The sequence below is a fragment of the Wohlfahrtiimonas larvae genome, assembly GCF_002006755.1.
Lineage (GTDB): Bacteria > Pseudomonadota > Gammaproteobacteria > Cardiobacteriales > Wohlfahrtiimonadaceae > Wohlfahrtiimonas > Wohlfahrtiimonas larvae.
Genome location: NZ_MVDO01000030.1, coordinates 21,055 through 44,336 on the forward strand (window position 1 = coordinate 21,055; position 23,282 = coordinate 44,336).

Genomic DNA, 23,282 nt, shown 5'->3' on the forward strand with positions numbered 1-23,282 from the left:
GTTTAAAATAAAAAACAATAAATATCAATTATCTATTTATGATTTTTTAAATTAAATTTAAAACAACCTTATCTATATTTGCAAAAGATCTTATAAATATATATGCTCACAATGAGTATAATAAATTGTATCATTAAATTTTAGGAATCTTATATATGAATCAAATTGCACCATTACCTGACATATTATTAAAACCTTTAATTTTAAAAGCATTAGAAGAAGATCTAGGTCGAAGAGGAGATGTCACGAGCCAAGCTATTATTCCTATAAATCAAAATGCAACATTACATATCGTTGCAAGAGAAAATGGCATCGTGGCAGGAATGGATTTAGCTCGACTGGCTTTTGAGCTGATTGATAAGAACATTGAATTTACAGCAAAAGCCCAAGATGGTGATACAATTAAGCCCAATCAAGTCTTAGCAACCATTACCGGTAATGCTCGTGCATTGCTGACGGCAGAACGGACTGCTTTAAATTTTATGACACATTTAAGCGGCATTTCAACAGAAGTTGCTAACCTTAAAGCAATGATTGCTGAATATCCTGTAGAAATCACTTGTACACGCAAAACCATTCCGGGATTACGTGTCTTACAAAAATATGCTGTGAGAGTAGGTGGTGGCCGTAATCATCGAATGGGATTAGATGATGCTATTTTGATCAAAGATAATCACATTGCGATCGCAGGCAGCATTACTCAAGCGATTCGAGATGCAAAAGAATTTGCAGGACATTTAATCCCCATTGAAGTTGAGGTAGATACTATCGAACAATTGAAACTTGCATTAGCAGAAGGTATTAATCTTGTTTTATTAGACAATATGCCACCTGAAATGTTACAAGAAGCTGTTCAACTTTGTCATGGCAAATGCTTAACAGAAGCATCTGGCGGAATTACGCCAAAAACCATTCAAGCGGTAGCTGCAACCGGCGTTAACTTCATTGCCATGGGTTGGTTAACACACAGCGTGAAATCCTTGGATATTGGTTTGGATTTTATATGATATTGACGATGAATGGCTACCTGATGATTCAAATATCAGGAGCGATTCAACACAAATTTTACTTCATTATTCCAATATTCAGCTAAAAATACATCTTCGCTATTTTGAATGTTCTGTTTGTTGAGCTCTTGATCTAGCCACTCTTGATCTTTATGAATCTTCTCTAATTCAGATGTCAAAATTTCACCATTCACCATAATGATGACAGAAGGCAGCGGATCATTCATTTTAATGACCGTTAGTTGCCCGTTGGGCTCAATCTGCGCAAAACGGATCTCTTGAAATGACAAAATGCCCTGAGATCTCAATGTAGAAGCAATACTGACAATATCAATTTTATGATCTTTAGATTCTAGATTCTCCAAAATGAATTTCCCCTCCTCAATTAAAGGAATGGGGACACCTATCGTGACTTTTCTAAAAAAATCAAATTTTTTCGTGATGATATTTAGCATCGACATCATTCCAATGCCTAAACATAAAACAAGAATGTACTGCAGCATAGAAATTGTTTCACTATAGATCACGCCACCAATGATGCCACCTAAAATAAAATTGCCAATCAAGTCAATGGATGTCATCTGAGAAATTTGTGTTTTACCCATATAATTCATATAAGCCATAACAATGACAAAACCCACAATGAGTTTACCTAATGTTAATAAATAGTATTCCATAACATTTTATCTCCTAAGTAAGTTTATTATTATTTTAATAGCATATAAAAAAACCACTCAATCATCATTGAATGGTTTTATTATCTTTATGATCATTAGCTCAAATATAAATTAAATGATTGTCGCTGTTGATTATCTTCAGCCAAAGTAAAATCCAGTGACAATGTTGCCAAATCTTCCACATATACATCCAACATAGGATTTTTAGTCCGATCAATATGTTTGATATAAGTATTACATTCAGGACAACTTTCAGCTTTCATTGCAGATTCTTGCCCTTCCACAGATAACAATTCAATTCGACCTGTATTAGGACAATTGTGACAAGTTGAACGTACTTTATGCCATTTGGTTTCACATAAGTTACAAACTAAATAACGTAAACCATTATCCATAGGATCAATCACACTAGCAATTGGCGCATCCCCACACATTGGGCAATGATGAAAACCTTGCTCTACTTCCAACTTTGGCAATTCTGCCAATGTTGCACTTTTTACATACACAATCTTCAAAGCGATGGATAAAAACAATTGAAATTCTTTAGCAATTTCAGTTTCTGTATAACCCAATAATGCCCAACCATAATCGATGATAACATCATCAGTTAATTGAGAAAGTTCCTGTGTAACTTTCTGAACTTCATCTGTTAATGCTTTTTTCTGCAATTCGCCCAATACAGATTTTAAAGTTATAGGTAAATATTGCAATAAAACATCATCATTCAAAAATGGAGATACGGTATTCAATTTTGGCTTTGCAATATCAGCTTCTTTAAATGCTAAACGAGCTGATTCTGTTAGCTGAATCCAAAAATCAATCGTAATATGCAATGCCTCAAGGGCTGTGATCCGCATTTTTTCAAATTGCATCACACGACTAGTAAATGGATTATCTGTCGGTAAAATAATAGGCTTAACATCAGGAATTGTTCCCACTAAGACATTATTCTCAGGCGTAAATTGGCTCATAATTTCCTCATAAAAAGAATAAGCGCAATTACTTGCGCCTATTTTTAATCATCAACTTTAAAAAATATTAATCTTTTTTAGCTGATTTAACTTTTGCTTCATTTTGCATGATTTCACGATACCATGCGGGATGGTGAGATTTTGCCCAGTTTTCAGTCACAACACCATGTGTCATCGCACGAATTGTACCACGAATCCAAATAGCAGCATAAACATGAACAATAATACATGCAATCAAAATTAGCGCAGCCCAAGCATGTAATAAAATTGCAATACGGCGAGCTTCAATTGAAAAATTATCTGCGAAAAAATATGGGCTTTGCCACATCATAACACCAGTTACTAACATCACAAATAAACATGCTGTCATTGCCCAAAACATCACTTTCTGGCCAGCATTGTATTTGCCCACATCACCAACTTCATGTCCCATCACCACTTCTTTCACTGATAATGCCCATCTCACATCCTCCTTATTTGGAATATTGTGAGCAGCATAGCGAAAGAATTGAATCATAAAACCAATAAACATGATTATTCCCACAAATGGATGAATAATCCGTGCTGTTTGCAATGTACCAAATACTTGCGCAAACCATGAAAATGATGGATAAAATAGAGCCAATCCTGACAGTGCTAGCAAAATAAAACAGAAAGCAACGATCCAGTGATTGATACGCTCAGAAGCGGAATAACGTTGAATCAAACGATTTTCTTGTTTCATGCGTTTTTCTCCTTATCAATCTCATTAACTTCTTTTGCTAATTTCTTAGGATCAATAATATCTTTGCCCTTATCTTTGCTATCTGCATCATTCGGCCCTACAGTGATAAAATGTAAGAACCCAAATAATACAGAAGCTGCGATACCAAAAGTTGATAGTGGTTTTAAGAAGCCTTTCCAAACCTCTGTAAACATACTGATCTTCGGATCTTTTGGAAGATTAGAATAGGCTTGTGGCTGGTCAGCATGATGCAATACATAAACAACATGTGTACCACCTACTCCTTGAGGATTATAAACACCTGCATTATCAAAACCACGTGTTTTTAGCTCTGTAACTCGCTCTTCAGCAAAATGCAACATATCATCACGTGCACCAAAACGAATCGCACCTGTTGGACAGGTTTTAACACATGCTGGTTCTTGACCAACTGCCACACGATCCGAACACAAAGTACACTTATACGCTTTGTTATCATTTTTGCTAATGCGAGGAATATTGAAAGGGCAACCTGTAATACAGTAACCACAACCAATACAATTTTCTTCATGAAAATCGACAATACCATTTTCATATTGAACAATTGCACCAGGAGATGGACAGGCCTTCAAACACCCTGGATCTTCACAATGCATACAACCATCTTTGCGAATCAACCATTCTAATTTATCAGCTTCATCTGGCTTATTGGCAACATTTTCTGCTTCCGCAAAACGCATTACAGTCCAGCTTTCTGCTGATAAATCATGTGGGTTATTATAAGTACCATCACAGGTTCCAACTTTATCACGAATATCATTCCACTCAGAACAAGCCACTTGACAAGCTTTACAACCAATACAAGAAGTTACATCAATCACTTTTGTCACTTCTGTTACATGTTGACGAGTTTGTGGAGGTGTCGTTGAAGTTGCTGACAAACGCTTAATATCTAACGATTGCAATGCCATTATGCACCTCCTTGTACTTTCTCAATATTCACGAGGAAAGTTTTAAACTCAGGCGTTTGCGTATTTGCATCTCCCACGAATGGTGTCAACGTATTAGCAATAAAGCCTTGTTTTGTTAAACCTTCATACCCCCAATGAATAGGAATACCAATATGATAAATTGGCTTACCATTAACCATAAGTTTTTTCATACGTTTAGTTACAACAGCAACAGCCTTAATATAACCACGTTTTGAAGTCACCTTAACTTTATCACCATTGGCAATACCTTTTTCCTTCGCCAATTCTTCACTCATTTCGATGAATTGTTCAGGCTGAGCAATTGCATTTAACAATGCATGCTTTGTCCAATAATGGAAATGCTCAGTCAAACGGTATGTAGTACCTACATAAGGGAACTCATCCATATTCCCCAATTGTTCTCTGTCATTTTCAAACATACGAACAGCAGGGTTATTGAGCTGTTTTGGATACATTAAGTTAACGCCAATAGGTGATTCCATTGGTTCATAGTGCGATGGGAAAGGTCCTTCTGCCATTTTATCAATTGCAAATAAGCGACTCACACCTTCTGGATTCATAATGTATGGATTCATTGCTGTACCAGGTGGTTCATCCGCTTTGAAGTCAGGAATATCATAACCTGTCCATTTTTTACCATTCCAGAAAATTAATGCGCGCTCTTTATCCCATGCTTTACCATCACGATCTGCTGATGCACGATTATAAATAATCCGGCGGTTCAACGGCCATGCCCAAGCCCATCCCAAAGTATTTCCTAAACCCGATGGATCGCTATTATCACGATTTGCCATTTGGTTACCCTGTTCAGTCCAAGAACCTGCATAAATCCAACAACCTGATGCCGTTGTACCATCATCCTTCAAATTAGCAAAGCTGGAAATTAATTCTCCTTTACGCTGAATAATATTGCCAGAAGCATCTTTAATATCTTCCAAAGCATAACCATTCAACTCTTTAGCCAATTCATCTGGATGAGGTTTGGATGGAATACGATAATCCCACGCAATATTCATGATGGGTTCAGGATTCACACCACCTTGATCTTTATATAACTTGCGCAGCTCAAACATAATACCCGACAAAATATTAACATCCGGTTGTGCTTCACCCGGCGCATCAGCAGCTTTCCAATGCCATTGCAACCAGCGTGCTGAGTTTACAATCGAACCATCTTCTTCTGCAAAACACGTGGTGGGTAAACGATAAACTGTTGTTGCAATCTTACTTGAGTCAACATCATTAGATTCACCATAGTTTTTCCAGAATGTCGATGTTTCTGTCACCAATGGGTCCATTACCACTAAGAATTTCAACTTAGATAACGCAGAAATACTCTTATTCTTATTTGGGAATGATGCAACAGGATTGAAACCTTGACAGAAATAGCCATTGATTTCACCTTTACTCATCATGTCAAAGACACGAAGAATATCGTACATTTTGTCCCATTTAGGCAACCAATCAAAGCCCCAATTATTTTCTTTTGTTGCATTTTTACCCCAATATGTCTTCATTAAGCTCACAAAGAATTTTGGTGTATTGCCCCAATAATTTAACTGTCCTGGACGATTCGCCTTAGGTGTCGTTTGAGTAATATATGTCTGATAATCAGTTTGCTTATCATTTGGCAAGTTTAAATAACCTGGCAAATTTGTTGATAATAGACCAATATCAGTCAAACCTTGAATATTCGAGTGTCCACGTAATGCATTGACACCGCCACCAGGCATACCAATGTTACCCAATAATAATTGAATCATTGCCATGGTACGAATATTTTGTGCACCTACAGTATGCTGAGTCCAGCCTAAAGCATATAAGAAAGTTGCAACTTTATTATGCTCTGCACATGTACCTAATGTTTCACACACTTTCAAGAAATCAGCCACAGGTGTACCAGTGATAGTGCTCACTAGTTCTGGCGTATATTCCGCATAGTGTTTTTTCATTAAATTGAATACACAACGAGGGTGCTCCATTGTAGGATCTACAACGGCATTACCATCTTCATCCAACTCATAATTCCAAGAGGATTTATCTGTGTAAGCATTTTTTTCTTCATCCCAACCAGAGAATAATCCCTCATTGAAACTAAAATCTTCACGCACAACAAAATTTGCATTGGTATAGTTTTTAACATACTCCCAATTAATTTTGCCATTTTTAACGAGCCAATTAATTACACCACCCAAGAACGCAATATCCGTACCTGAACGAATTGGTGCATAAAAATCAGCAACAGATGCTGAGCGGTTAAAACGAGGATCAACAACGATGAACTTAGCGCCACGTCTTTGTTTTGCCTCAACAACCCAACGAAAACCAACAGGATGCGCTTCCGCGGCATTCCCACCCATTACAATAATTACATCGGCATTACGAATATCAACCCAGTGATTCGTCATGGCGCCGCGACCAAATGATGGAGCAAGACTTGCTACCGTAGGACCATGTCAGACCCGAGCCTGATTATCTATGGCCAACATCCCCAATGATCGTACAAATTTACTTGTAATGTGCCCTGCTTCATTACTACCACCTGATGCTGCTAAAAGCCCAGTTGTTAGCCAACGATTGACGCGAGTACCTTTATCATCATGAACAACCATATTGGCATCACGATCTTCTTTGACTAGTGCTGCAATTTCTTTATAAGCTTGATCCCAGCTAATACGCTCCCATTTATCTGAATTTGGTCGACGTACTTCAGGATATTTCAAACGATTAGGACTATGTACATAATCTAATAACCCTGCACCTTTAGGACATAATGCGCCACGGCTTACTGGATGATCTGGGTCCCCTTCAACATGAATAACGGCCTCTTTTGCATTAAATGCACCGTCACCCATACTGTACATTAACAATCCGCATCCCACTGAACAATAAGTACAAGTATTACGAACTTCCTTTGCACGCAATATTTTGTACTGGCGAACTTCCGCATTAGCGATACTTGGCGCCATTCCCATTAACGCTAAGCCAGTTCCCCCAACAGCTCCTGCGGACAGTTTAAAAAACTGTCGTCTAGAAACTTCCATAAATTACCTCTTAAATTCTAATCACTTAACAACTGTTATCTTTAAATTAAATTTAAAGATAACCTAGCATTATATACTTAATGAATCTGTCTTTCTTTGAGAAAAATCACGTTCTCAGTCTTTATAACTTACCCTTTTACATCTCTACATGTTATCAATTAAACAATGTAATAAATCAATACAATATTGCCATGATTACATTGCTATCTGTATATTTTCCTTTGAAGATTCTGTGAAATCAAGTCACTATCTTGCTTTATCATGATTTATTGATCACTTTGACTTTTATTGTCATTTTGATGAAAAATCGTAATATCTATTTTGATATTACGATTAATTATCAATAACTTATTGTTAATTAATAGATTAATTAAAAGCATATAAAGAAATCCCCTTAAAGTAAGGGTATTTCTTTAAGGGGAATACATATTTTCATCTATCAAAAATTGATCACTATAGCTATTTCATACTTGCATCTGCAGCCTTAAGTGTATTATATATGTAATATTTATAACTATTTACCAGCTCCTGATTCTCACAATCTTCAAGCTTACCTTCACATAAATAACGCATTTTAATATTGGCATCATAATATGGCGATACATTGGCATGAATACGCTCTAAAATGATACCACTTAAAAAATTGATATCTGTCAATGAGCCACGAATAGGGATCTCTTTACCTTCAAAATTATCCTTCATGAAAAACTGAGTCACAGTCCAAGGATTAATGAATAAATTATCTTTTAAAACCTTACCAAATAAAGAAGGTTGATGATCACCAAAATATAAAAATAATGTAGGTTCCTGACGATTTAAAACCTTATAAGCAAAATGATCTGTGGCATCATTTAATAACTCTTGCCTAGATAGATAATCATTCAATCTACGTGCTAATTTTTCATTTTCAAAATATGGAGCTAAATTCATTGCATCTTCTACTGTATCATCATAAGGGCCATGCTCATTCATTGATAATACAAAAACCGCAACAGGTTTATCAGTATATTTTTCTAAGATTTGAGAGACATATTCTAGCATTTCATGACTAGATATTTTCCATAAATTTTCATTGATGGGCGCATCATATCCCAAATCTTGAGGCTGTAGAATTAAATCAATGCCAAAATGAGTATAAGCATTAGAGGTATTATAATTATTTTTAGTCATTGGTGTTAAAAGGACCGTATAGTACCCATTATTTTTCAGCTCTTTATAAAAACTATAATTGATATGAGGGGCCACCGTATAAAATACAGAATATTTACGATGACTAAAGTCATTTGTACTTAAACCTGTTGCAAATGAGAATTCTGATAACCACGTTCCACCACCTGAAGTTTGTAATCGTAGTGGACCATAAGCACTGACAAACTCAGCCTCAGGATTAAACATAGAAAGCTTTGGTAATTTTTTTTCATCTAACAAGAAATAATCTCGATCACTAGTTGATTCTTGTAAAAATACAACAATATCAGGCTTAATAGTTTCCATTGGCTCCAATTGAATTTTAGATGCTTCTTGCAAAAACAACTCATCACTACCAGAAAAAACAGGAGACTCATACTGAGCACCACCCAATGACATCCAAATATTTACCAATACACCCTTTCCACTCGGCAACTGCAATTGCCATTCACGAATACTATCTTGCGCCAAAGTAATTTGATAAGTTGAAAAACCTATAAATAGGCTAATCAATATCGAACAACACCTGACTCTCCCACTTGTTTTCCAATCTTTTCTATAAATATAAAATGTTGCAATAATAATGATCGATAACACTACAATGACCACATACATTTCCCAATATTGATTTAATGTATCAAAATTATTGTCATCTAAAGCCACTAAAAAGTCAGAAAAGAATAAACGACTTTTAAAATAATAAATTTTTGCTGTATTCATTAATTGCAACAACAATAAAATAAAGATTGTAACGAGGATACTCTGCTTGACTCGCCCTGAAAGACCTAACCATAAAGCAAAAATTGAAATAGCCGTAAAAAAACCCACTAAACCAAATAAGGATAAAGAGGGTTCATATAATGCGATGCCTATTCCAATCAGTAATAATAAACTAAAATAAATCACTCGAATAATTTGAGTCGGGTATGTTTTCATATAAGTATCGATACTGTGCTAATTAATAGTGTGGTGGGCGTTCATTCGTCAAGGAAATTTGAGACTCTTCAGCTTGTACTGCAATTTTAGTTGAGAGTTTAAGTAATTCTGTTTTAAGATCTTCCATTTGTTTTTGTTGATCTATTAAACATTGATTGAGAGTTTCTATTGTTAATTCATGAAACGCCTCTCTTTGCTCTAACTCATCTACTCGAGCTTTTAACAAAATCAATTCATCGATTGACATTTTTTTCCTTTAATAATTTTTGCACTGCATACATTGAATATTTGACATCTTTCAAAGAGCATTCATTTAAATTTGGCTGATACCAATAACATACTAATACTTGCGCCATATTCTGCACTTTTTCTTGATCTTTTGCTGATAAATATTTCATCAAACTCTCTGACAATTCTATTGGTGCAATACTTTTTGGCAAATTTAGCCCATAAGCTTTATTCGCTAAATGAACCATCCTAAAATACTCATCCCCGATATTAAAAAATAATCTTTGCCAAGGTTTGAAAAAAATAATCACTTGTACCAAAACAAACGAAAATATCAGGCTAAGAGAGATTTTTATCAATGTAAAAACACTCACAAAATCTATCTTAAATAATTCTTTCAACAAAGATTGCTGAGATTCACTCTGATAATTTAAAATCATTTTTGTCCAACTATAGTCAATTCTATCCTTCAGAGCTGAAAATGATGATGATAAACGGTCCCATGTTGAAATATTATTCATTCCTGTCAATTCACCAATTAACTCATCAATCCCCAAATCAATACGATCAGGAGAAACTGCCATTGTTGGATCTACTCTAATCCACCCCTCTTTCTCATCCCAATATTCCACCCAAGCATGTGCATCTTTACCTCTAACCTCGACTAAATTACGGTCGCGATTAATAGCACCTCCCAAATAGCCAATCACAATACGGCTAGGTATATTTGCTTTACGCAACATAAAAGCTGTAGCACTGGCATAATGCTCACAAAATCCTAATTTAGTATCAAACATGAATTGATCAATACTATTTTCCTGCTGTAATACCCCTGGTTGCAAAGTATATTGAAAACCATCTTGCTTAAAATATTGTAAAAGACGGGTCACAAAGAGTGCTTTAGAAGGATTATCTATAAGCATCTCTTCCACTAATGCTTGTGTTTTAGGATTATTATTGGAATATTGTAAAAACATCTGCATATTATCATAATTGGCTATGCCAATATTTCGACTCAATAATTGCACATTAGGTAAATATGTTGCTGAATATTGAATCTTCTTTTCAATAGGCTGGTTATATTCAAAGCGGAAGTCACTATAAGAAACAATAGAATTACGTTGCAGACTTGAGTTACTATCCATCACAGATACATCCAATGTTGCTAAATATTTCTGGTGACTAGGATCAAAAATTACACTATATCTCTGTTCACCTATCCTATTTTTAACTTTATACCTAGGCTGTGAAAGTATTTCTGATGATTGAGTCTGCTGCCAAGCCCGCCCATCAAAATAATCCAAAGTTAAGCTACGCCAATATAAATTTTGAGGTTTAGGAATAAAACTAGAAAACTCAGCCCATAAAATATGAGTTTCACTATTTGCCAACTCAGCAATACTACCAGGCTCCATTCTATTAGAAACACCTGTTTGAGCCTGCATATGATTTTCATTATTTTTATTCATATTAGGCAACATAGATGGAAATCTTGGAAAAATAATGAATAAAATTGCCATAAGCGGTAATGACAATCCCATAATTTTTATAGCATTCCACAGTAAAATTTTTTTAGAATAAAAGCTATAACCTAACTGCTGCAAACCTATCATTGCAGCCACCAATGTTGTTAAAGTAATGAGTGAAAAAATAAAAAGATAAGCTGAATTTTCAAATAAATATGTAGAAGTTAATGCAATTAATCCGATACATCCTAAAATATAGCCATCTCGTACAGTTTTGGCCTCAACAAATTTCAACCCATAAATTGCCATAAAAAGAATTGTGCAGCCTTCTGTATTAAGAAAATTACCTTTTGTTACAAACAACATACAGAGGATTGCTGCAATAATAATAAATTTCACAACACCATTTGGGTAATTGATTTTCATTCTAAAAATTTGAATACGCCATACCAAACAAATGGCAAAAATCACAGCAACCCAAATCGGTAAAAAAATAAATAGTTGAGGAATAATCGTTAAGATAAAAGCTATGCTAAACCATAAAATACTACCTCGTGTTAAATCTCTCTGTGAAATATTCTGCACTCTAGTCATTTAAAGTCCTATATAAGGCTAAAGCTTCTAAACACTTTTTGGTATGAATATCGCTTGAGTTTGGCTCAATTTTTATATCATTGCCCAAGATAATGCCAAATCGTTGGTTATTTTTTGAAAATTCTAATACCCAATAACACATTTGAGATAAACGCGTCTCCAGATTTCCTGTGAAATCTTGTTCACTTAACCAAATTTCTTTGGATGCTTGCTCTGTAAAAGTTTTAACTAATAATCCATGGCCTTTAGCATAAGCTTTCCAATCAATGCGAGAAACTGCATCACCTAACTCATAGTTTTTTAACTCATCAAAATTATCAACGCCCCGATTTTTAGACACACCGCTATCTAAATAATCACTATCCTCCAAATCCACAGAGCTATAATATTGTAATTCTGAAGCTAACGGCCTTGGATAACATAATGTTGTTTGATCTAAATCTACATAACTCCAAGCCCGAAAAATACCTAAAGGGTATGTTGTTTCTACTATAAAACGAGGTAAACGCACTCGACCTCTCTGGGTTTCAGAAACAAAAAGATATGTAGTGCTACTCGCTTTAGCTTGGCAATCTACAAAATTATTAGAATATTTAGAAGAAAGCCATAAACTATGATGAGCTCTGCCTAAGCTTTCAATTGTAATATTAAATGTCGCTTCATCTGAAGCAAAAATTGGTTCACTGCCTGCATTGCGTAGACGAAGCCCATCCAAATTCCGCCAAGTTAAAATCATGGTAGAAACAAAAATAGAAACCAACCAAAACAGCATGATATAGACCAATGAATTTTCAAAGTTCATTGCCATTATGAACAATACAAAGCACATACCTATATAGATAAATCCAAATTTTGTTGGAAAAATAAAGATCTGTTTTCTATTCAGTGTTACTTGACTATTTCTAGGGATGCGCTGATTAATTCTCTCTTTAAAAGATTTAAAATTAAACATAAGTGTACTATTGAATTGCTGGAACGTTTTGTAATAACCAATAAACCAAATCTCGACTATGATTGGCTTGCTGCCCCATTTGACGTAAACGATGCTCTAACACATTGGGCAAAACTGCTTTTATATCTTCAGGAATAATATAATCACGCCCTGAAATAAAAGCATATGCCTTAGCACCTTTTAATAACGCTAAACTACCCCTTGGTGAAATACCCACCGTAAATTTCTCTTCTGAACGTGTTGCTTCTACAATACGAAGAATATATGTCAATAAAGCATCTGAAGCATGAACTTTATCGACCATTTTTTGCATTAAAGTTAATTCCTCTTTTGTGAGCATTGCTGGTAAATTAATAATTTTATCGCGATTAGTTTCTCCTTTTAAAATTTTTAGTTCCGCATCGACAGAAGGATAACCTAAAGAAACTGACATCAAAAAGCGATCCATCTGAGAATCAGGTAATGGATAAGTTCCACTACCTGATGTATTGGGATTTTGTGTTGCAATCACAAAAAAGTGCTCCGGCAGACGATAAGTCTTCCGCCCAATAGAAACTTGTCGCTCTTCCATTGCCTCTAATAACGCACTTTGGCTTTTCGGAGTTGTACGATTGATTTCATCTGCCAATAATATTTCTGTAAAAATTGGGCCATGATGCAATAGAAATTTTTTACTCTCCGCATCAAAAATCTCACCACCAATAATATCACCGGGTAATAAATCTGATGTAAATTGAATACGTTGATAAGATAAACCTAGCACTTTGGCTAAACTATGTGCCAATGTCGTTTTCCCCATACCAGGAAGATCTTCCAACAATAAATGTCCCTTGGCCAATAAACAAGCTAAACTTAGAGCGACTTGTTCTTCTTTCCCCAAAAGAACATTATTCAACACTGCCTTAATTTTTAGTATTTTATTATGCATATTATTTTTATAAATTATATCTGACGAATTGCTTTCTTAAATTTTGGTTCAATCGTAATTTCTGAGTAACTTGTAATTGGTTGCGATAATAAAACAACTTCATTTTCAGCCACAAAGAAATGCATATTGCGTGCATTTAAGAGGCGAATAATTGGTGCCTTCTTATCCCATGTATATTTACCTTGAAACACGACAGGCTGACCCACAGGCCCACCATTTTTAACATTTTGCTCCATATAACGATATTGTCCGTATTGATTTAATTGTAATCTTGCCATCGTATAGTCACAATCCGTACAAGGAATTTTAGCATTATAAGTCCCCACGTAATCTAAACTATTCTGTGCAATATCACTTGCAGTACTTGTAACAATAGGTTTTGCAGGTTCTTTTTTAGACTCTATTCCCACACAACCAACTAATACTAAAGGCATCATGACAGCTGCAATTAACGTGATTTTCATATATTCTCCAAAATTTATTATCAAATACCTATATGATAGTATTGTATCTCAAATTATTAGATAATTGACATTATTTGACACTCTCATCTATGATCTCTATTTTTTAAGTAAACATTTATGAATTCCACTCGGTTTAATGCTCTAAGCAGCCATTTTCAAGATAAAATTTATGCTTCATTTAAAGGTAAACTGCGCCTTGCTATTTTGAAACGAGATTTTGAAAATTTCAAACTTATCCAATCAGGCAGCAAGACTTTAGACATTGGTGCAGGGCAAGGTCAATTTTCAAGTTTTTTAGCTAGCCAAGAACATTCTATGACTTTATTAGAATCATCTGAAAACATGCTAAATCTAGCCAAGGAGAGATTTACCCAACATGATTACAATGGCACCTTCATACATGATGAATTACAAAATATTCCAAGAATCATTGATGAGAAATATGATCTTGTAACAGCGCATGCAGTGATCGAATGGCTAGAAAATCCTGAAGATATTATTCCGATTTTAAAACATGTGACGCATTCTAACTCTACAATTTCATTGTTATTTTATAATCTCAATGGATTAATTTATCATAATTTAATTCGTGGTAATTATCGCTATATACAGAAAAATAATTTCCGAGGTGAAGCAGGTGGATTAACACCTATTTCCCCCATTAATCCTGAATATTTAGAAAAAGCCTTAAGAGATAATGGTTTTAAAATCATTCATCAAAGTGGGATTCGCACCTATTATGATTATATGACGAAAGAAAATAAGCAAAAGATTACAGAGGAAGAGCACATTGAAATGGAAATGCAATGCTCTACTCAACCACAATTCATCCCCAATGCCCGTTATTTACACTGGTTAATTAAGCCATCATCATGAATCAATTTTTAGCACAACCTCAAGGCGAAACATTTGAATTATTTTATGCGAAACTCATGCAATGGTTTGATGATAATGGCCGCCATAATTTGCCTTGGAAACCGCAAACACAATATACAGAAGCACAAAATATTTATCACATTTGGCTTTCTGAAATCATGCTACAACAAACACAGGTTGTGACAGTCATTCCCTACTTCTTTAATTTCATTGAGAAATTTCCAACTGCAACAGATTTAGCAAATGCAGAGCAAGAAGAAGTTTTAAAAGCTTGGGAAGGCTTAGGTTACTATGCACGCGCACGTAATTTACATGCAGGTGCTAAAATTATTAGAGATAAATTCAATGGAGAAATTCCTTTGAATTATCAAGATATTCAAAGTATCAAAGGGGTTGGCAGAACGACAGCTGCGGCAATTATTAGCCAAGGATTCAATCGCCCTTTTGCAATTTTGGATGGTAATGTTAAACGCGTCATGGCGCGTATTACGGGTGCAATGCACCCTGAAAAGCAGCTAGAAAAAGTGCTGTTACCTTTTGCTTATTTAATGTCTGCCCAGAATCGCCCCGATGATTACACACAAGCAATCATGGACTTTGGTGCAACGATTTGTAGTAAAAATCCAAAATGTAATCAATGCTTTTGGCAATCACATTGTATTACATATCATTATCAAAAAATGGATCAAATCCCAGCAAAAAAAGTGAAGTTAATCAAAAAAGATATCGAGTTATATCCTGTGATCATTCAAAATCAGAATGGTGAACTCATATTTCATCAACGCACACAAGAAACCATTTGGCACAATTTGTATGAATTCCCTCATTTAGACTCACATTTAAACGAATTAGAAGCATTATTCAATACTGATAATGCAAAACTGCTTAGCACTCAAGAATTACCAAGCTTTAAACATGTTTTAACACACATTAATTATGAAATTTATCCCATTATTATCCAAGTGGAATCTTACAAAGATGCATTGCAATTTAATGATCAAATTTATCCTTGGGTGAATGCTGAAACCTACACTACTTATGCTAAAACTAAGCCAACAAATGATCTACTCAATATTATTCATATTCAAAGCTAATTACATCATCGTTGACCAAAATTCTTGATCTTGTGTATTTGTTAGCTGATTAATTTCAGCTAGTAAATTCTTATGATTCTCGGTTTTTCTCAATAAAAATACATTACCCAATGCAATCATAAATTGATTAAAATTTTGTGCTATCACTTGCGCATCATCTATGTTCATATCAGATGTCAAAGTACTGATTATGCCATTCGATAAGTCTAAGAAAAATGTGTAAGGATCTGTCACTGCTATAATTAGCTTATGGTGCTCTTTGTAACAATTATTATTTCCATCATTGAGATTAATTAAATGCTGCAAGTAACTCAGCTGATGATTACAGCCAAATTGTACATTACAAATAGATAAGTCACTGAAATCATATTCCAATATCCATCTACTAAAATCACTAGGAATATCCATCAAAACAGATGCTTCAAAATTGATAATATCCTGAGTTTTTAAATAACTTGGCAACAAACGATAACCAAACATATCCATTTCAGCTTCTAAAGGAATGAATAATTCATCCAATCCATTTTTTATCTCTGATACATCCAATAATTTCATATCATTTTCCTTTGCTCAATAAAAAAGCCACTTAAACTAAGTAGCTTTGTTATGCATTTGACCAATAATCCTATTATTTCAAGAAACTCAAAAATTCCGCACGAGTTGCAGGATTATTTCTAAATGCGCCTAACATTGCAGAAGTAACCATGTGAGAGTTTTGTTTTTCAACACCACGCATCATCATACACATATGCTTTGCTTCGATCACAACAGCAACACCGTTAGCATTAGTTACTTCTTGAATAGCTTTAGCGATTTCTGATGTCAAAGATTCTTGGATCTGTAAACGGCGTGCAAACATATCAACAATGCGAGCAATTTTTGATAAGCCCAAAACTTTACCATTTGGCATATACGCAACATGAGCTTTACCAATGAAAGGTAACATGTGATGTTCGCACAATGAATATAACTCGATGTCCTTGACTAAAACCATTTCGTTACTGTCTGATGTAAAAATTGCACCGCCAACAACTTCTTCTAAGGTTTGTTCATAACCACGACACAAATATTTCATTGCCTTTGCTGCACGTTTAGGGGTATCAATTAATCCTTCGCGTTCAGGATCTTCCCCTACTTCAGTTAGGATTGCGCGATAATTTTTTTCTAAATCAGACATGATACTCAACTCAAAGAGATTAAATAAAGTTTCGAAGTCTACTAGGATTTAGCCATTTTTTCAACGATATTCACCTAATTACCAAAACAGCGTTATAATTAAATTTTGTTTATAGAAATTAAGGAATAATATGATCTCTTCAATGACCGGTTTCGCGAGAGAAAGTGTAACAACAGAATTTGGTGTGCTATCCATTGAATTGCGCAGTATCAACCATCGTTATTTGGAGACATATTTCAAATTACCTGAAATTTTACGACCATTTGAAGTAAAACTACGTGATTTGGCTCAAAACCAAATTAAACGTGGTAAGGTTGAAATTATGTTCCGTTTAGAATCAACGGGCACTGCCAATGAAGAATTAGTATTTAATGATGACTTAGCTAGAAAAGTCATTAAATTATATCGTCATGCCAATGAATTATTGGGAACATCCAATGCTTTATCACCTTCAGAATTAATGCGTTTCCCCAATATGTTAATCGCAACTACGCCAGATCCTGAAGAATTAGAAGCAATTACATTAAAAACATTCAATACAGCATTAGAATCATTGATTCAAAACCGTCAATCAGAAGGCTCACGTATCAATGCTGTGATCGAAGATCGTTTAAATAAAATTGAAGCATTAACCAAAGAAGCACAAACACTTCGCCCAGAAGCTGCTCAACGCTTGCGTGATAAATTAACTCAACGCTTACAAGAACTGCAAGTGGAAGTGGATCAACAACGCTTAGAACAAGAACTAGTATTTGCAATTCAAAAATTAGACATTGATGAAGAAACGGATCGTTTGAGCTCACACGTTGCGGCAATGCGCGAAGCATTACAGCGTAACGATGCTATTGGTCGTCGTTTAGACTTTTTAACTCAAGAATTTAACCGTGAAGCCAATACATTAGGCTCTAAATCACAAGATGCACAATTAACAGCAATTGCGGTTGAATTGAAAGTATTGATCGAACAGATTCGTGAGCAGATTCAAAACATCGAATAAACCATTTTTAAGCCCTGTTTTTAGGGCTTAATTATAATTTAATAGCTAATCAAGAGTTCAATACATTGTTCTATAAAAATCCTTATTATAATCCAGAAAAATCGCACCATACGCCATATGGATTCCAGAATCCTGAGCCTTTGCACATTCCTTTAACGCGCGTTGCAAAATGGCTTAAAGAACGTTGGATGAGCAAAACTTCTCGCTTACCCAAAGGCGGTTATGAACAATTCATTCAAGATTGGATGGTTGAAGCTGATTTTTCGCATTCAGGGGATTATGTGAATTGGCTTGGGCATTGTTCTTTGTATTTTAATTTAGATCATACCGGCTTATTAACTGATCCCGTATTTTCTAATCGTGCATCTTTTTTATCTTGGATTGGCCCAAAACGCCAAACACCCACGCCAATTGATATCAAAGAAATTCCTACATTACAATATGTACTCATTTCACACGAACATTATGATCATTTGGATTATGCAACTATTGTACAGTTAAATCAGCATTTTCCTAATCTTACATTTATTGTTCCTTTAGGCTTAGAACGCTGGTTTCACAAAAAAGGCATTACACAAGTGATTGCTTTGGATTGGTGGGATCAGTATGTGATTAATGATCAATTAATCATCACAGCAACACCAGCACAGCATTGGAGTAATCGCCATCCTTTTGCACGCAATCGTAATTTATGGTGTGGTTATATGATTACACATCAAGATAAAAATCACTATTTTGCAGGTGATACAGCCTATGCTGAAAACTTATTAGAAATTGGTGATCGTTTTGACATTGACTATGGCTATATGCCAATTGGTTGTTATGCCCCCGAATGGTTTATGGGCTATCAGCACATTTCTCCAAGTGATTCTGTACGCTTGCACAATGAATTAGGCATTAAGCAATCTATTGGTGTGCATTGGGGTGTTTTTGAATTAGGTGATGAACGATTTGATGATACACCCATTCAAATACAAAATGCGATCACACAATATGATACACCTCCTATTTTTGAAGTTGTGCCTATTAATACAACTATGAAACTCTCATAATTTTTGTTATGCTAATCAGCTTTAGCGCCCATAGCTCAGTTGGATAGAGTACCAGTTTCCGAAGCTGGGGGTCAGTGGTTCGATTCCACTTGGGCGCACCAATTAAAGAATATGTGATTATAGTAGATAATAGCAAAACATAGATATAATCACACTTACAAGCAATAAAACAATCTATAAGAATAGATAATAATATACAAAGATTGCTTGAAATCGAACTAAATGGAAGTAGAATTGGAGTATCTAATTCAAAATTTTCAAGGTTTTACTTCCAAAATGGCCAAAATCATACTTCCACTTACTTCCAAACAAGTCAAAGAAGCCAAACCAACGCTTAGAGCTTACAAGCTTTATGATGGTGCAGGTTTAATTCTAACAGTTTATCCAAGTGGTAAAAAAGTTTGGAGATTGGACTATAAAGATCTCAATAAAAAACGTAAAACTTACACGATTGGTGATGCCCAACATATCTCTTTATCTGATGCCAGGAAAAAACGTGATGAACTCAAAGGGATCCTTGAAAATCATCAAAGCATATCCAAAAAAGACATCATGACATTTGGCCAAGTTTTCTATGAATGGTTTGATAAATGGAAATTGCTTGTTGTTGAATCAACAGCTAAACGTGCATTATCATCTATGAAAAAGGATTGCTTCCCTGTGATTGAAAATATGGACATCACTAAAATAAAACCAAAAAATATTGTTGCAGCATTATCGCCAATCGATGAACGTGGATCTGGTGAAACATTAGAGAAAACCAAATCAGCACTTAAATTAACTTTTGATTATGCAGTTGCACGTGGTATATGTGATATGAATCCTGTCTTAGCAGTCACCGCATCAGCTTTTACAGCTCATGAAACCAAGCACCATCGAGCTTTAGATGCTTCAAAAATATATATGCTTCATGATTTTTTCATGTCTAATCGAAATTCAATTATTGTCAGAAAATGTACTGAATTTACACTCAGAACAATGTGTAGAATTAATGAATCTGTCTGCGCCACTTGGGATGAAATTGATGGAAATACTTGGACGATTCCTGCAGAAAGAATGAAGGAAAGAAGACCGCACATTGTTCATCTAACAAAGCAATCCATGTCAATTATTGAAGAAATGAAAAAATTCAAATCTTCAAAATATATATTTCAAAATGATCATTTAAATCATCATATACATAAAGATACACCAAATACTGCTATTAATAGATACGGTATTGATAGCACTGTACATGGTTTACGCTCATTAGCATCAACTGTATTGAATGGTACATGTCTATTTGATAAAGATCTTGTTGAAATGTGTCTATCACACAAAGATAAAGATGCTGTACGTGCAGCATATAATCGTGCTCTGTATCTAGAACAAAGAAAAGAGATTCTTATTTTTTGGAGTGACTTTATAGATATGTGCGATACAGAAGAAAATAATATAAAAACTTTAGAAAAGTTCAAGCTTATACAATTAAACGACGATTAGTATCATCCAAGTAAAACTACAGCGCACAAAACAAAAGTATGTAGGTAATCTATCACGCCGCGCGCTCACCTTCCCGCACCCCCGCGCTAAAAACACACTCTTTTTATTAATATGACCAGGCTAATGATATTGGCCCTTTGGCATTGTAGTAATGCGAGTTCTTGTAGAAGATGGAATGGCCAAATTGTTATTAAAGATTATCAGAATTAATAAGTGCTGTGCAAGTACAAAATTTGAATGAATTTACTCACCAAAAGTAGCTTGCTCATTTATATGTCCTGCAATTTTCTTGTATGCAACGGAAAGTTATGACATTATGACAATTAGATAAAATATACATATAACCAACTGAAATATAATAAGAAAACTTGTCATAAAATAAAATAACATTCTATGACAATGTCATAAAAATAGCGTGATAAATGATTTTAAAATTACTCTTTGAATACAAATAGTTATAAGAAAATGTAACAAATGTCATACAAAGTTATGTTCTTTTGTGACAATAAAATATATTTAAAATCATATTGTTATATAAAATAAATACCATTTGTCACATTGTCACACTTTTCCGATACCATGCTCTATTTATCTGAATTACTTTTGATAAGTGCATACTCTGTGAAATCAAATATCTTCATGCCTAATTTTGTATTGATACCATTCAATCTATTGATAATCGGTAACATTTCATTGAAATAATAGACAGTTGCACGATCTTTAACATTGCCAAATCCACCTGTATTTGTAGGCATGATTGATAACAGTTCTGGTGGCATGCGGTGCGCGGCTAAAATATCATCACGTGTGACATTCTTAATATTTACAAACTCATCTTTGGTGGCAATCTCTGAAATTGGTATTAAATTCACAGCATTCTTATCACCTTTTGGCATGTGGATCATCATATTACTGAAGTTATTCACGCCTTTTGAATTTTTAAGTTGATCATTAATAGCCTTCAAATCATCATCTGTCATTTCACCATTGATGCTTAAAATAAATCCCGCATATGAGCCGTTTTTATAATAACGATAACGGAAGATTGTCGCGCTGTGGTTCAGCACAATATCCAATAATGCACCTAAATACTTGGGCACACCATAAATGTTCTGTGTTGGATCATAAGCTTTAAAATGAATGATCTCTTTAATCTCTGTAATATCTTGGCCAACTTCTGTATTCAGTCTGAAGATATAAGAACCATCCCTTTTCTTACGGATATTATTGGCCATACGATGATCAAATTGCATCACACCCCCAAGTTTATTACGTACAGGCACAAAGTAGGCATTACCAAACACAAAATAATCAGAAATGAACTTCTGAAATTCATTAGTATCTAAGAATTTTGTTGGTTTAAAGCATGATGACAAGATATTAGTTTTGGCTTCCAAAGCTGATTCATGATGTGCATTCATCTTGATGGATTCAGTTAATACACCATAATCAACAGGTGGATTATAGTAATCACCCACCAATGAACATCTTAAAAATGATGATATTGGATCATTGATGATGTCGAAATCTTTATATATTTTGAATGTATTATCCATGATTAACCTATTAATTTATAAATACTGAAGAACGAGCAGTTGCAAGTGAGCCATCTAATTTTTGATAACCCATTGCGTACATCATTGCCCATGAAATATCAGAGTGAGCAATATCATCACTGCGACTAGATGCATAAGTCACCAATCCGCTTGGAGTTTGTTTCTTTTTGATCGCTAAAAATGCACTGACAACATCAGAATCACCATGATCCATGCGTAACATTTTATTTTTGAAATTGTTTTTTGCTTGTAGTACAAACTGTGACTTGGTTTCAATGCTTGATTGATAACGCACTAAATTTGGAAAGAACTTCTCAACACGTTCAGCAACAGGTACACCAATGCCCTGTGCATCAATACCAAAATGCACAACATTGTAACGATTCACTATTTTCTGAATCTTTTCAGCTTGTTCATCGTAATCACTCCCCCTCCATATATGCTTCTCAATTGATCTAAAATATGGGTATTTAGCATTGGGCACAGCCAACACAGAAACAGCAGAACCATCATGTGAACGTGCAGGATCATAACCAATAGCCACAGGCTCACGCCCAATCGGTCGATGTGGATTTTCGTATGGATGCCAATCCGTCCATTCTTCCAATGCATCTACCATGCATTTACGCATTTCATCAAATGAAAAGGCACTTTCATTGCTATCGAAAAATTCAAATTCAAATAATTGTCTGAAGCTTTCATCATCATATTGCATGCGAAGCTTATCAATGTTCACAAGATTTAAACCACCTGCGACAGCATCATGTATCGTTATGATTTGTCTGAATTTTCCATCTTGGCCAAGATGACCTTTTCGTAATAAATCGTATGAAGTATCAATCTTATTTTTAGGGTGTTTACGATTCCATTTATCCCCAAAAAAGAAAGCATGGCCAGG

21 protein-coding genes and 1 tRNA gene are annotated in these 23,282 nt (G+C 34.8%); 7 read left to right on the top strand and 15 right to left on the bottom strand.

What is annotated here, in order from left to right:
• Nucleotides 1–155 precede the first annotated feature (155 nt).
• Entirely contained in the window at nucleotides 156–1,007 is an 852-nt protein-coding gene (nadC, locus tag BZK14_RS02040) for a carboxylating nicotinate-nucleotide diphosphorylase (RefSeq protein ID WP_077924938.1), read from the top strand.
• Between the two features lie 35 nt (nucleotides 1,008–1,042).
• On the opposite strand, the gene BZK14_RS02045 is transcribed toward nadC, so the two are convergent.
• The 11 genes from BZK14_RS02045 to BZK14_RS02100 form a co-directional block, all read right to left on the bottom strand.
• The gene (locus BZK14_RS02045) at nucleotides 1,043–1,684 is read right to left on the bottom strand and encodes a DUF421 domain-containing protein (protein WP_077924939.1); all 642 of its coding nucleotides are present in this window, start codon (nucleotides 1,682–1,684) and stop codon (nucleotides 1,043–1,045) included.
• A gap of 95 nt (nucleotides 1,685–1,779) precedes the next feature.
• Nucleotides 1,780–2,655 (bottom strand): formate dehydrogenase accessory protein FdhE domain-containing protein, encoded by an 876-nt coding sequence (locus BZK14_RS02050; protein WP_077924940.1) that lies wholly within the window; start codon nucleotides 2,653–2,655, stop codon nucleotides 1,780–1,782.
• A 67-nt stretch (nucleotides 2,656–2,722) separates the two neighbouring features.
• Nucleotides 2,723–3,379 (bottom strand): formate dehydrogenase subunit gamma, encoded by a 657-nt coding sequence (locus BZK14_RS02055; protein ID WP_077924941.1) that lies wholly within the window; start codon nucleotides 3,377–3,379, stop codon nucleotides 2,723–2,725.
• Nucleotides 3,376–4,329, bottom strand: coding sequence for a formate dehydrogenase subunit beta (gene fdxH / locus BZK14_RS02060; RefSeq protein ID WP_077924942.1), 954 nt, complete (start codon nucleotides 4,327–4,329; stop codon nucleotides 3,376–3,378). The genes BZK14_RS02055 and fdxH overlap by 4 nt, the downstream gene beginning before the upstream one ends.
• Complete coding sequence (fdnG, locus tag BZK14_RS02065; RefSeq protein ID WP_143691278.1) at nucleotides 4,329–7,394, bottom strand: formate dehydrogenase-N subunit alpha; 3,066 nt, start codon at nucleotides 7,392–7,394, stop codon at nucleotides 4,329–4,331. The genes fdxH and fdnG overlap by 1 nt, the downstream gene beginning before the upstream one ends.
• Nucleotides 7,395–7,853: 459 nt before the next feature.
• Entirely contained in the window at nucleotides 7,854–9,518 is a 1,665-nt protein-coding gene (locus tag BZK14_RS02075) for a sulfatase-like hydrolase/transferase (RefSeq protein ID WP_077924945.1), read from the bottom strand.
• Nucleotides 9,519–9,540: 22 nt separating this feature from the next.
• Nucleotides 9,541–9,765 (bottom strand): SlyX family protein, encoded by a 225-nt coding sequence (locus tag BZK14_RS02080; RefSeq protein WP_245831122.1) that lies wholly within the window; start codon nucleotides 9,763–9,765, stop codon nucleotides 9,541–9,543.
• Nucleotides 9,752–11,806 carry a transglutaminase TgpA family protein gene (locus tag BZK14_RS02085; protein ID WP_077924946.1) on the bottom strand — a complete coding sequence of 685 codons (2,055 nt, stop codon included), beginning with the start codon at nucleotides 11,804–11,806 and terminating at the stop codon, nucleotides 9,752–9,754. The genes BZK14_RS02080 and BZK14_RS02085 overlap by 14 nt, the downstream gene beginning before the upstream one ends.
• Nucleotides 11,799–12,758: a DUF58 domain-containing protein gene (locus BZK14_RS02090; RefSeq protein ID WP_077924947.1), complete on the bottom strand. Its 960-nt coding sequence runs from the start codon at nucleotides 12,756–12,758 to the stop codon at nucleotides 11,799–11,801. Before BZK14_RS02090 ends, BZK14_RS02085 begins: the two co-directional genes overlap by 8 nt.
• 7 nt (nucleotides 12,759–12,765) lie before the next feature.
• Nucleotides 12,766–13,686 carry an AAA family ATPase gene (locus BZK14_RS02095; RefSeq protein WP_077924948.1) on the bottom strand — a complete coding sequence of 307 codons (921 nt, stop codon included), beginning with the start codon at nucleotides 13,684–13,686 and terminating at the stop codon, nucleotides 12,766–12,768.
• A gap of 14 nt (nucleotides 13,687–13,700) precedes the next feature.
• Entirely contained in the window at nucleotides 13,701–14,150 is a 450-nt protein-coding gene (locus BZK14_RS02100; RefSeq protein WP_077924949.1) for a copper resistance protein NlpE N-terminal domain-containing protein, read from the bottom strand.
• A gap of 117 nt (nucleotides 14,151–14,267) precedes the next feature.
• Here BZK14_RS02100 and BZK14_RS02105 point away from each other — a divergent pair, with 117 nt between their 5' ends.
• Together BZK14_RS02105 and mutY are read left to right on the top strand one after the other, a co-directional pair.
• Nucleotides 14,268–15,026, top strand: coding sequence for a methyltransferase domain-containing protein (locus BZK14_RS02105; RefSeq protein WP_077924950.1), 759 nt, complete (start codon nucleotides 14,268–14,270; stop codon nucleotides 15,024–15,026).
• Nucleotides 15,023–16,120, top strand: coding sequence for an A/G-specific adenine glycosylase (gene mutY / locus BZK14_RS02110; RefSeq protein WP_077924951.1), 1,098 nt, complete (start codon nucleotides 15,023–15,025; stop codon nucleotides 16,118–16,120). Before BZK14_RS02105 ends, mutY begins: the two co-directional genes overlap by 4 nt.
• Here the strand turns inward: mutY and BZK14_RS02115 are convergent, their stop codons facing one another.
• Both BZK14_RS02115 and folE read right to left on the bottom strand, forming a co-directional pair.
• A complete protein-coding gene (locus BZK14_RS02115; RefSeq protein ID WP_077924952.1) occupies nucleotides 16,121–16,675 on the bottom strand; it encodes a hypothetical protein in 555 nt (184 codons plus the stop codon).
• Nucleotides 16,676–16,748: 73 nt separating this feature from the next.
• A complete protein-coding gene (gene folE, locus BZK14_RS02120) occupies nucleotides 16,749–17,297 on the bottom strand; it encodes a GTP cyclohydrolase I FolE (RefSeq protein WP_077924953.1) in 549 nt (182 codons plus the stop codon).
• Nucleotides 17,298–17,427: 130 nt separating this feature from the next.
• Between folE and BZK14_RS02125 the strand changes: the two genes are divergently transcribed.
• The 4 genes from BZK14_RS02125 to BZK14_RS02140 all read left to right on the top strand — a co-directional run bounded on the left by BZK14_RS02125 (nucleotide 17,428) and on the right by BZK14_RS02140 (nucleotide 20,828).
• Nucleotides 17,428–18,294: a YicC/YloC family endoribonuclease gene (locus BZK14_RS02125; RefSeq protein ID WP_077924954.1), complete on the top strand. Its 867-nt coding sequence runs from the start codon at nucleotides 17,428–17,430 to the stop codon at nucleotides 18,292–18,294.
• A gap of 65 nt (nucleotides 18,295–18,359) precedes the next feature.
• Nucleotides 18,360–19,346: an MBL fold metallo-hydrolase gene (locus BZK14_RS02130; protein WP_077924955.1), complete on the top strand. Its 987-nt coding sequence runs from the start codon at nucleotides 18,360–18,362 to the stop codon at nucleotides 19,344–19,346.
• Nucleotides 19,347–19,370: 24 nt separating this feature from the next.
• Nucleotides 19,371–19,447 (top strand) — tRNA-Arg (locus tag BZK14_RS02135).
• Between the two features lie 121 nt (nucleotides 19,448–19,568).
• Complete coding sequence (locus tag BZK14_RS02140; RefSeq protein ID WP_077924956.1) at nucleotides 19,569–20,828, top strand: tyrosine-type recombinase/integrase; 1,260 nt, start codon at nucleotides 19,569–19,571, stop codon at nucleotides 20,826–20,828.
• Between the two features lie 584 nt (nucleotides 20,829–21,412).
• Here BZK14_RS02140 and BZK14_RS02145 read toward each other — a convergent pair.
• Nucleotides 21,413–22,384 carry a phage portal protein gene (locus BZK14_RS02145; protein WP_077924957.1) on the bottom strand — a complete coding sequence of 324 codons (972 nt, stop codon included), beginning with the start codon at nucleotides 22,382–22,384 and terminating at the stop codon, nucleotides 21,413–21,415.
• 10 nt (nucleotides 22,385–22,394) lie between these two features.
• The coding region (locus BZK14_RS02150) for a phage terminase large subunit family protein (protein WP_483887730.1) at nucleotides 22,395–23,282 on the bottom strand (888 nt) is incomplete at its 5' end.

What these genes read in the sequence shown, in the direction of transcription:
- nadC (WP_077924938.1), top strand. Translation starts at nt 156, where the DNA reads ATGAATCAAATTGCACCATTACCTGACATATTATTAAAACCTTTAATT.
- BZK14_RS02075 (WP_077924945.1), bottom strand. Translation starts at nt 9,518, where the DNA reads ATGAAAACATACCCGACTCAAATTATTCGAGTGATTTATTTTAGTTTA.
- BZK14_RS02080 (WP_245831122.1), bottom strand. Translation starts at nt 9,765, where the DNA reads ATGTCAATCGATGAATTGATTTTGTTAAAAGCTCGAGTAGATGAGTTA.
- BZK14_RS02145 (WP_077924957.1), bottom strand. Translation starts at nt 22,384, where the DNA reads ATGGATAATACATTCAAAATATATAAAGATTTCGACATCATCAATGAT.
- BZK14_RS02045 (WP_077924939.1), bottom strand. Translation starts at nt 1,684, where the DNA reads ATGGAATACTATTTATTAACATTAGGTAAACTCATTGTGGGTTTTGTC.
- BZK14_RS02095 (WP_077924948.1), bottom strand. Translation starts at nt 13,686, where the DNA reads ATGCATAATAAAATACTAAAAATTAAGGCAGTGTTGAATAATGTTCTT.
- BZK14_RS02105 (WP_077924950.1), top strand. Translation starts at nt 14,268, where the DNA reads ATGAATTCCACTCGGTTTAATGCTCTAAGCAGCCATTTTCAAGATAAA.
- BZK14_RS02125 (WP_077924954.1), top strand. Translation starts at nt 17,428, where the DNA reads ATGATCTCTTCAATGACCGGTTTCGCGAGAGAAAGTGTAACAACAGAA.
- BZK14_RS02050 (WP_077924940.1), bottom strand. Translation starts at nt 2,655, where the DNA reads ATGAGCCAATTTACGCCTGAGAATAATGTCTTAGTGGGAACAATTCCT.
- BZK14_RS02140 (WP_077924956.1), top strand. Translation starts at nt 19,569, where the DNA reads ATGGAAGTAGAATTGGAGTATCTAATTCAAAATTTTCAAGGTTTTACT.
- BZK14_RS02100 (WP_077924949.1), bottom strand. Translation starts at nt 14,150, where the DNA reads ATGAAAATCACGTTAATTGCAGCTGTCATGATGCCTTTAGTATTAGTT.
- BZK14_RS02090 (WP_077924947.1), bottom strand. Translation starts at nt 12,758, where the DNA reads ATGTTTAATTTTAAATCTTTTAAAGAGAGAATTAATCAGCGCATCCCT.
- BZK14_RS02085 (WP_077924946.1), bottom strand. Translation starts at nt 11,806, where the DNA reads ATGACTAGAGTGCAGAATATTTCACAGAGAGATTTAACACGAGGTAGT.
- BZK14_RS02055 (WP_077924941.1), bottom strand. Translation starts at nt 3,379, where the DNA reads ATGAAACAAGAAAATCGTTTGATTCAACGTTATTCCGCTTCTGAGCGT.
- folE (WP_077924953.1), bottom strand. Translation starts at nt 17,297, where the DNA reads ATGTCTGATTTAGAAAAAAATTATCGCGCAATCCTAACTGAAGTAGGG.
- BZK14_RS02115 (WP_077924952.1), bottom strand. Translation starts at nt 16,675, where the DNA reads ATGAAATTATTGGATGTATCAGAGATAAAAAATGGATTGGATGAATTA.
- mutY (WP_077924951.1), top strand. Translation starts at nt 15,023, where the DNA reads ATGAATCAATTTTTAGCACAACCTCAAGGCGAAACATTTGAATTATTT.
- fdxH (WP_077924942.1), bottom strand. Translation starts at nt 4,329, where the DNA reads ATGGCATTGCAATCGTTAGATATTAAGCGTTTGTCAGCAACTTCAACG.